We start from the raw sequence: 10,830 nt of genomic DNA, 5'->3' as shown, positions 1-10,830 counted from the left end.
CTATTAAAAAATTTCCATTAATTTATCCAGTTCATCCAGCGTCAAATCGTCGTCACCAAGGTCACTCGGCGTCAGCTCTGTGCCATCTTGAGATAGGCAATGTTCAATGATTCTGAGAAGATGGGCTTTAAAGCTGTCGCTGAATGCCTTTATCGTTTTGTCATGAAATTCAAGAGAATGATAGGCCAGTGACATCGTCAATTGTCCGTTTTCGATATATCCGACAACATCCAGCGCGTTCGGCTTTTCTGTTTCCGGGCTTAACGACTGTCCTGACGGCAGCTCTGATCTCGTGAACAAACCTGCATCCGACATGGCATCAAACTGACCTAAATAGTTAAAGCTGACATTCGGCTGAATTGAGAATGCCACACCTTCTTGATGTTCAGGCGCCGTCAGATAGCGCAGAATGCCATATCCGACTCCCTTATTCGGCACATGTCTAATGTCTTCTTTCATTTTCTTAAGCTGGTAGCCCAGATCATCCGCATGCTTCATATCGAGCACCATCGGATACATGCTCGTAAACCAGCCGACTGTGCGGGAAATGGTCAGGTCTTCTATGATTTCTTCACGTCCATGCCCCTCTAAATGAACACTTACTTGCTCCTGACCTGTCCACTCCTTCATCGCCAAACCGAATGCCGTCAGCAAAATATCATTCATTTCTGTGTGATATGCCTCATGCACCTTTGTGGTGAGCTGTTCTGTCTCTTCAGCAGTCAGTGAGAATTCGAGTGCTATTGTATGTTTCATGCGCTGATCACTTGATTCACGATCTTTCGGCAGCTTTGTCGCGACAACTTGTTCTTCAAGCTGTCTCCAATACTCTTTTTCTTTCAAAAAGGCTTTGGAGTTCGCGAAGTCTTGCAATCTTGCTGCATACTCCGCAAATGAGTGTGTTTTCTGCGGGAGAACCGGGTCATTGCCTTGCTCAAGCTGTGTATAGACCGTGGCGAAATCCTCCAGTAAAATCCGCCATGACACGCCGTCAACCACTAAGTGGTGAATGGCAAGAAGCAAGTGGTCTCCGTCTTCCGCTCGGAACAAACCAGCTTTTAATAAGCCGCCCTGCTGCAAGTCGATGCTACTTTGCAAACGCTCCGCTTCTCTCTCTATGCGCTCGCTATGATCTTTCGCTTCGCCTTCAATCCGGATGATTTCCAATTGAGCTGAAGCGGCTTCAAGTCCTCTGTTGTATTGAATGATATCTTCCTGCTCCTCACGATATACCATGCGAAGTGCGTCATGGTGCTCGATCAGCGCCTGTAATGTTTTTTCCACTCGTTCAGGGTCAAAGCCCTTCGCGGCGTGAAGCATCACTGATTGGTTCCAGTGGTGTTTGTTTGTGAAGTTCTTTTCAAAGAACCAACGCTGGATCGGCGTCAGGGTGACTTCGCCTTCCACAGGGCCTTGGTCTGCCTGTTTGCCTTCGGCACGCTCCACATATTGGGTCAGCTCCTCGATCGTCGGGTGCTGGAAGAGATCTTTCATTTCCAGCTTCCAGCCGTGCTGGTTCAAGCGGCTCGCCATCTGGATTCCTTTAATGGAATCTCCGCCGAGTGAGAAGAAATTGTCGCTGACACCGATTTTTGTTACACCGAGCACGTCCTGCCAAATGCCGGCAAGCAGCTCTTCCATGTCGGTCGTCGGCGCTTTGTATTCTTCACTTCCCGCTTCGATGTCAGGCTCAGGCAAGGCTTTGCGGTCTACTTTGCCGTTTGCCGTAACCGGAAGCTCATTCAGCGTCACCCAGAACGCCGGGATCATGTAGTCCGGCAAGGTTTCCTTCAATGCCGCTTTCAGCGCTTCAATATCAGCAGATTCCGGTGTGACATACGCCGCGAGCGCTGTATTGCCGCCTATATCTTTGACAGCTGTCACCGCCGCATCCTGCACGTCGGAAAGCTGGGCGAGCTGGACTTCAATTTCTGAGAGCTCGATTCGGTAGCCGCGAACCTTGACCTGCTGGTCGATCCGGCCGATGTATTCGATGCCGCCGTTTGCCCATTTCACCAAATCACCGGTGCGGTACATGCGTTCACCCGGCACAAACGGATCAGCGACAAACCGCTTCGCGGTTTCGTCTTCTCGATTCAAATAGCCGCGCGCCAGTCCGCGTCCCGCCACGCAAAGCTCTCCGGCTACGCCTTCCGGCTGCACCTGATTGCCCTCGCCGAGAATGTACACTCTCGTATTGGCAATCGCACGCCCGATGGACAGCGAACCTTCCTCCGGATTGATGTCCGCGCTTGTGGCGACAACTGTATTTTCTGTCGGCCCATAGTTGTTGACGAGCGTGTACGGCTGTTTCACGGCACGCTTCAACTTGTCTCCTCCTGTCAAGAGGACACGGAGTGAGGTGTTCTCAAGCTCCATGAACTGTTCCGCCAGCTGCGTCGGCAGGAAGGTGATCGTGACGCCGTTCATTTCGAAATAATCGTTCAGGCGGACGATATCAAGGCGGATCGCTTCATCAATGACGTGAAGCTCGGCGCCGATGGTCCAAGTCGGGAACATCTCCCAAATGGAGGCGTCAAACCCGAAGCCCGCGTACTTCGCACTGCGGTCCTCCGCTGTCATATGGAACGCGTCATGATGCCAGAAGCACAGATTGACAAGCGCATGGTGCTCAACCATGACCCCCTTCGGCTGTCCGGTCGTTCCAGACGTGTAAATCATGTAGGCGAGGTTCTCCGCTTTTGCAGCTGTGAGCGGGTTTTCCTCGTCATTTTCATCAAGCGGCAGGCTTAAAATCGTACGATCCCCGTCGAGAAGAATAACGTCTCCCATAAAGCTTTCCGGCACTGAAATGCCTTCCTGCTTCAAGAGAAGCTTCGCGCCGCTGTCTTGTAAAATATAGTCAATCCGCTGATCCGGATAGTCAGGATCAATCGGCACAAACGCCGCGCCAGCCTTTAAGACGCCGAGCACCGCGGCGGACATTTCCAGCGACGGCTTCGTGAGAACGCCGACGCGCTCATCCGCCTGAACGCCGCAGTCAATCAGAATCCGCGCAAGACGATTTGCCTTGGCATTCAGCTCGCCGTATGTCCATGACTGGCCGTTGTATGTGACAGCCGGTCGGTCTTTGTGGCGCTGAGCCGTTTCTTCGAATAGCTGATGAACGGTTTTGTCTGTCGGCACAGGCAGTGTTTTTCCTTTCCATGCCTCAAGAAGCGTTTGTTTTTCTGTTTCAGTAACGAGTGACAGGCTCGAAAGCGGCTGGTTCGGGTTTCCGGTTACTGCATCTAGAATTTGCATCCAGTATTGCTTCCAACGTTCGATTGTTTCAGGCTTAAACAGCGCTGTATTGTATTCTAGCACGAACGTCAGCCCTCCGTCCGTTTCGTCAGCCGTCAGTGTGATGTCAAACTTGGCCGTTTTCCGCTCAAACGGATGCGGCTCAAGCTGAATCCCTTTCATCGTTAAATCCTTGATGTTCGCATTTTGCATTGAAAATACGGCATCAAATAACGGATTTCTGCTCGTGTCTCGCTGAACCTGTACGTTCCCGATCAGGTCCTCAAGCGGGTAATCCTGTGTTTCAAAAGCGCTGAGTGCTGTTTCTTTCACTTCGCGAAGATAGTCAGTAAATAACTTTTCACCCTGCGGATACGTGCGCAGCGCCAATGTATTGACGAACATTCCGATCACGCGGCTGACTTCTGCTTGAGACCGTCCAGCTACAGGTGAACCGACAATGATATCGTGCTGTCCGCTCAGTTTGGATAAAAATGCACTGTATGAAGCCAGAAGCACCATGTACAATGTGGAATCCGTTTCTTTTGCAAGCCTGCGCAGTTCATCAGCTTTGCCCGCTTCCAATGTAAAAGCAATGCGGTCACCTTCGAACGTTTGAACCGCAGGCCGGCTATAGTCAGTTGGAAGCGTCAGCACCGGCAGCTCGCCTTCCAGCTCCTTCAGCCAATGCTCCTCTTGTTTCCTGTAAAGCTCAGACTGAATGAACTGCTGCTGCCACACGGCATAATCCTTATATTGAATACGGAGCGGTTCAAGGGTTTCTCCGTCGTACAGCTTCGAAAGCTCCTCAATCAGCACACCGACAGACGTACCGTCAGAAATAATATGATGCATATCGAATAGCAGCACATGCTCAGTGTTTGAATGCTTGATCAGACCCATTCTGAATAGCGGAAGCCGATCGACATGGAAAGGCTTGATAAACTCAGATACAATCCGTTCCGTCTCTTCTTCTGCAGCTTCGAAATAGGCCAGCTCACACTCAGCTTCCTCCCAGATCCGCTGCACCGTTTCTCCATCTTTCATTTCAAAGGTGGTTCTAAAGGCTTCATGTCGCTGCATTAACTGCTGCATGACGCTGTTCAGCCTTTCAACATCAAGTTCACCCGTAAGGCGCAGAACCGCCGGCATGTTATAGCTCGTTTGCGCTCCCTCAAGCTTTTCGAGTACGTACATCCGTTTTTGCGGTGAAGAAACAGGGTACGTATCTTGTTTCTTTGCCGGGCTGATGCTGATGGCTGTCCCTTTTTCAGCAGTGGCAATAACCTGTGCAAAGCCTTCAAGCGTCGGTGACTGGAAGAGATCTTTGAGTGACAGCTCAACACCCAGTTCCTGATGGACCAAGGCAAGCATCTTCATGCCTGCTAATGAATGTCCGCCGATATCAAAGAAATGGTCATAAACGCCGACTTGTTCAGCCTGAAGCACCTGTGCCCAAATGTCTGCGAGTTTTTCTTCGGTTCCATTTCGAGGCGCAACATATGACACACCTCTTGAGACGCTGGCATCAGGAAGCGGGAGCGCTCTCCGGTCGATTTTTCCGTTTCCGGTCAGCGGCAGCTCGTCCATTTGGATAAATACCGCAGGAACCATATAAGCCGGCAGATCCTTCGCCGCATGCTCTCTTAACTCTTGAGATGAAATTTCCCCTTCTCCGACAAAGTACGCGCAGAGCAGCTTGCCTCCCGCTCCTTGATCAACAGCAAGCACGACAGTTTCCTGCACACGGTCATGGGTTTGCAGTTGATGTTCGATTTCTCCAAGCTCGATGCGCTGTCCGCGGATTTTCACCTGATGGTCGATTCTCCCGATGAATTCAATGTCGCCATTCGGCAGCCATCTGGCAAGGTCACCCGTTTTATACATGCGTTCGCCGGACATAAACGGATTCGGAACGAATTTCTCCTCAGTCAGTTCTGGACGGTTGTAATAGCCTTTCACAAGCCCTTCGCCACTGACACAAAGCTCTCCGGCAATCCCTGCAGGCTGCACGTGTCCCGCCTGATCAAGGATATATACCTCTGTATTACTGACCGGTTTTCCAATCGGAACAGACAGTGTGTGCTCCGGCAATTCATCAACCGGATGATATGTCGCGAAAACCGTACTCTCAGACGGCCCGTACATGTGAAGCAGTTTGCCTTTCCCGACCGTTTGCAAAGCTTTTCTGATATGCTCAACCGAAGCCCGCTCCCCGCCAAACATAATCTTGCGCAATGTTGACAAGCACGATGGATTCAAGTCCACAAGCAGATGAAGCAACGCGGTTGTAATCATGAGAATGCTGATGTTTTCCTGCTCAATAACGCGAGACAGGCGCGCCATATCCAATACGGTTTCCTTCGGTATCAGCACAAGCTTGGCACCGTTTAATAAGGAACCGAACATATCAAACATAAACGCGTCAAACACGTAATTGGAAAGTCCGAGAATCGTATCCTGTTCAGTAATACTGAGATAATTCGTTTCCTTCACCGTGCGCAAAATATTGGCATGTGTCACGATATTTCCCTTTGGTGTTCCTGTCGTTCCGGAAGTATACGTCAGGTTGGCCATCGCTCCCGAATCAAGAGGCAGCGCGAGATTTTGGGCATCAGCATGATAGCTTTCTTCCTCATCCGCGAGCACAACGGCACCGTCGAATTCCGCTTTTTCTGCTAAATCCTTTAATGTCTTCTGAGTGAGAAGCACCTTCGCTCCGCTGTCATGGAAGAAATGCCGCATCCGCTGGATCGGGTGCTCCGGATCAATCGGAACATAAGCTGATCCTGCTTTTAACACCGCGAGAATCGACACAATCATGTCCAGGGACCGATCACATAATACAGCCGCTGTTCTGCCTTCGCCTGCGCCAAGAGGAAGAATGCCGCGCGCTAACCGATTGGCCCGTTCATTCAGCTCACGATAAGTAAGTGATTCGCCTTCATATTGAAGCGCAGGATGATCTGGTGTTTTCCCCGCTTGCTCTTCAAACAGCTGAACGATCGTTTTGTCTTTCGGATAAGATGTTCTTTCTGGATTAAACTGTTGAATGTGAGAAGCAGCCTCCTCTTCAGAAAGAAGCGTGTATTCAGCTATTTGTCTTTCAGGCTCAGCCGAAGTATCTTCAAGCAAACGTGCAAAATGGTTGAGCATCCTTTCAGCCGTGCTTTGTTTAAATAGCTTCGTGCTGTAGTCCAATTCAAGCTCAATGCCTTGATCGGTTTCTCTCGCCTGCATCGTCAAATCAAATTTAGCAATCTTGAAGTTGGTCTCATGAACAGATATAGCCAGATCACCGACAGCCGGAATGCCCTCTGTCGCGTTTTGAAGACTGAACATCGTGTCAAACAGCGGATGTCTGCTTACATCACGCGGGATATTCAAATCATCAACAAGCCACTCAAACGGATAATCCTGATGAGAAAAAGCCTCCAGCACGTGCTTGCGTACGCGCGCGATTAAATCGGTAAACGTCTCGTTCTGCTTCACCTCACTGCGGATCGCGAGCGTATTGACAAACATCCCGATAATGCCCTCTGTATCAGAGTGGTTTCTGCCCGCTAACGGCGTCCCGACAATAATGTCATCTTGCCCGGTATACTTTGACAAAAGCGTATAGTAAGCAGACAGCATGACCATATACAGCGTGGCGCCATTTTGTTCAGCCAAACGATTAAGGCGATCCTTCAAATCAGCATCCAGCTTGATTGACACCCGGTCTCCTTCAAAGCTTTGAACAGACGGTCTCGGGTAATCGGACAGAAGCTGAAGCACAGGAAGCTCGCCCGCAAAAGTTTCCTTCCAATACGCCCGGTCATTCTGATACCCTTCAGCGGCCTGACCGCTTTGCCACACGGCGTAATCCTTATACTGAATACGAAGCTCAGAAAGCTGTTCGCCTCTGTATAACTGTGCTAACTCCTCCAAGATAATGCCGATGGACACACCGTCAGAAATCAAATGATGCATATCAAACAGCAGCATATGACGGTTCTCTTCAAGCTCCATCAAGCCGATTCTGAATAGCGGCGCTTTTGCCAAGTCAAATCTTCGGACAAATGAAGTCATAACCGCCTCATCGGAACGGCCGCCTCTTTCAATCAATTCAATATTGAAATCAATGCTGTCATGAATTTTCTGTCTCGGCGTGCTGCCTTCAAGAACAAATGACGTTCTTAAAGACTCGTGGCGAAGGATTAACCCTTGAAATGCGCGCTCCAGCTTGTGAATTTCTAAAGGCCCTTCCAAAATCGCTGCCGCAGGCATGTTGTATCCGACTCTGGTATCGTCGAACTGGCTGACGATATACATTCGCTGCTGGGACAAGGAAAGCGGGTAATGCTCCTGTTTTTCGGCAGGTTCAATCGCCGCAAATGCCCGGCTGTCTCTTTGATCGACTTCCTCTGCAAGTGAAGCAATCGTCGGATGCTCAAACAAATATTGAAGCGGAATCTCAGCACCTGTTTCCTTATGAATCTTTGTTAAAAGCGTCATCGCCTTTAAGGAATGCCCGCCCGTTTCAAAGAAATTGTCAAAGATCCCCGCCTTTTCAACATTCAGCACGTCCTGCCAAATGGCTGCGATTGCTTTTTCCGTCTCATTGCGCGGCGCCGTATAGACCGTTCCGCTGACTGCCTTCACCTCTAGTGCAAACAGCTTGCGTCGGTCTACTTTACCGCTTGGCGTAAGCGGAATTTCTGTGATTTCTGTAAAGTATGCCGGCACCATATAGTCAGGAAGCTTTCTCGCCGCATGCTCCCGCAGACTGACTGGAGCAAATTCGCTGCCAGGCTTCTGCACCACATAGGCGCAAACCTCAAGATTTCCCTGTTCGTCAGGACGAGCCAAAACAACCGCTTTCGCAACATCTGGCGTCTGCTGAATTACGGCTTCAATTTCACCAAGCTCAATCCGATATCCGCGGACTTTGACCTGATCATCTTCTCTTCCTAAATATTCGATTGTTCCATCTGGCAGCCAGCGCACCACATCTCCTGTACGGTACATGCGATCGTCTGGCACGAACGGATCTTGTAAAAACTTCTCATCCGTCAATTCAGGCAAATGCAAATAACCTCGGCCGACACCATCGCCCGCGATGTAAAGCTCGCCCGCCACGCCTTCCGGCTGCAGCCGGCCTTTTTGATCCAAAATATATAAGCGGTTATTTCCCAGCGCTTTCCCGATTGGCACGTACGCTGATTGAACGGTACTCTCTGGATTAACCGGATGAACAGACGCGTCCACACACGTTTCGGTCGGTCCGTACACATTTGTCAAACGCGGCGATGTGCCTGCTTCCTTAAACAGCTTTAGCAGCTTGTCTGCAACAACAGACGAGAGGCCCTCTCCTCCGATCAGCATATGCTCCAGTTTGAGCCCTTCAAAATCTCCCGCTGCGATCAGCATTTGCAGATGGGCCGGTGTTCCGTCCGTCGCTTCAATGCTGTTCCTGCGATAATAGGCAGCAAGCGCAGATCCGTTCGTCACTGTTTTTTTCGGTACGATATAAAGTGTTTGTCCCAAAAGAAGCGACGCGAAGATCTGCTTTACTGACGCATCAAAATGGAACGGCGCAAGCAATGCCATCCGCAATGTCTGGCTGCCGCTTTGGTAAATCGTCCGCTGTAAAGATTCAACCAAATGATGAACCTGGCGATGCTCGATCATTACGCCTTTCGGACGTCCGGTTGTTCCCGATGTGTAAATAATATAAGCAAGGTTTCTCGCGTTCACATCTGCATTCAAGCTTTCACTTGCACCTTCTGCCATTGCCTGATCAAAATCAATCAGCTCAGCATTAGCTGCAGGAGCCGCAACCTTCGATTCAGTCAGGATAAAGTCCGCACCGCAGTCCTCCAGAATATATTGAATGCGCTCTGCCGGAAAAGCGGGATCGATCGGCACATAAGCTCCGCCGGCTTTTAAAATCCCCAAAATAGACGTAATCACCCGTTCTGAGCGTTCAATCAGTACCGCGACAGGACTGTCCGGGCCAATGCCTTTCTTTTTCAGCACATTGGCGATACGTGCAGATTGCTCATGTAACGATTGATAGGTCAATGTTTGATCTTCAAACACAACCGCCGGCTGATCAGCAAGCCGTTCAGCCTGTTCGCGGAACAGTTCTGGAATCGTCATATCCTTACGATAGCTGACAGATTCACCGCCTGCCATCGCAAGCAGCTTCTCTTTCTCCGACTCAGAAACCAGCGTTAATTCATCAATCGCAAAATCTGGATGCACTAACGCGTTTTGCAGCATCGTCATCATGCGTTCACAAACATTTTTGATTTCTTCACGCGAAAATAGATCAGTGCGATAATCAAAATCAATGGTAAGTTTCCCAGTATCCCATCGATCCTTCACATGAATGGAGACATCATTTAATCCGCTGCCGCTGAAAATCGGCTCAGTCAAAAAGGCAAGACTCTCTTCTTTCTGCCACTGCATCACTTGATATTCAAGAGATACCGTAAACAGCTTCGTCAAAGAACTTTTCGATTCACGCAAATCATTGATCAGGAGGTTATAAGGGTACTTTTGGTGACGAAGGGTCTTCATGAGATCCTTCATTCGGTCTTTGACAAAATCTAAAAACGCTTGCCCGCCGTCAATATTTGTTCGAAGCGGAACCGTGGAAACAAACATTCCGAGCATCTGCTTCTCTTTCGCATTCGTCCGGTTGCCCATAAAGGTTCCCGTCACAACATCATTTTGGCCGCTGACTCTGTATAAATAAGCGGCAAGCACCGATTGAAACACAGAAAGCACACTGACCTTGTTCGCCTCACAAAATGATAGAATCTGCTGATGAAGCGCTTCAGGCACATCTTCAGAGAACCTCTCAGCACTTAAACTTCCTCCTGCACCAGTATTCCGTTTCAAGGAAACAAGTTCAGGCACCGATTCAAATTGTTTGTTCCAAAACGTCTTGTCCTTTTCAAACCGCTTTGATTGAGCATAGTCCTGTTCAGATAAAACATGATCGATAAATGAATGCGAGATGCCTTCTTTTGTGTCTGAACCGCTGGCTAATTCTAAATAAATGTGCATAATCGCATTTCCGAGAATATTCATAGAAATTCCATCCGAAATCACGTGATGAACATTTGCATAAAACCACACTTCATTTTCCTTTAACGTAAACAAGGAAAAACGGAACAAATCACAATCGTATAACGGCAAAGGTTTTTTCGTTTCCTCCCGGCTCCATTGTGAAATGGACTCTATCGCATTTGGATCTCTAGTGGTGTCTGTATGTTTTATATCAACAGGCCGATACTCGCTTATATATTGGACTGGCTCCTCATTTTCATCGAGCCGCAAACGAAGGCGCATGGCGTCATTTCTCCGGATAAACTCTTGAATGGCCTTCTCAACAAGCTCCCATTCAATTTTATCAACTGAAACCAGCTTACCAATCCCAGCAAGATTTGAAATACTTGTATGAGGATAAAATTTTTCTGTATACCAAATTCGTTTTTGTGCATCCGTTAAAGGGTAAAAAGTTATTTCCATATTATGATTCCTCCCCTAATCTTTATAAGCCGTGAACATGTGCAACGTATTTTCTTTTTCTTA

Annotated in this window: 1 protein-coding gene; it reads right to left on the bottom strand. The window is 49.0% G+C overall.

Annotation, left to right across the window (positions count from 1 at the left end; all coding sequences use genetic code 11):
- Positions 1 to 3: 3 nt before the first annotated feature.
- A complete protein-coding gene (srfAA, locus tag AAGG74_RS20165) occupies positions 4 to 10,767 on the bottom strand; it encodes a surfactin non-ribosomal peptide synthetase SrfAA (RefSeq protein WP_429676962.1) in 10,764 nt (3,587 codons plus the stop codon).
- Positions 10,768 to 10,830: the final 63 nt, after the last annotated feature.

The sequence above is a fragment of the Bacillus mexicanus genome (assembly GCF_050445615.1).
Taxonomy (GTDB): Bacteria; Bacillota; Bacilli; order Bacillales; family Bacillaceae; genus Bacillus; species Bacillus mexicanus.
Note: the sequence above shows the minus strand (reverse complement) of the source record. Positions and strands in the feature narration are given on the sequence as shown.

What these genes read in the sequence shown, in the direction of transcription:
- srfAA (WP_429676962.1), bottom strand. Translation starts at nt 10,767, where the DNA reads ATGGAAATAACTTTTTACCCTTTAACGGATGCACAAAAACGAATTTGG.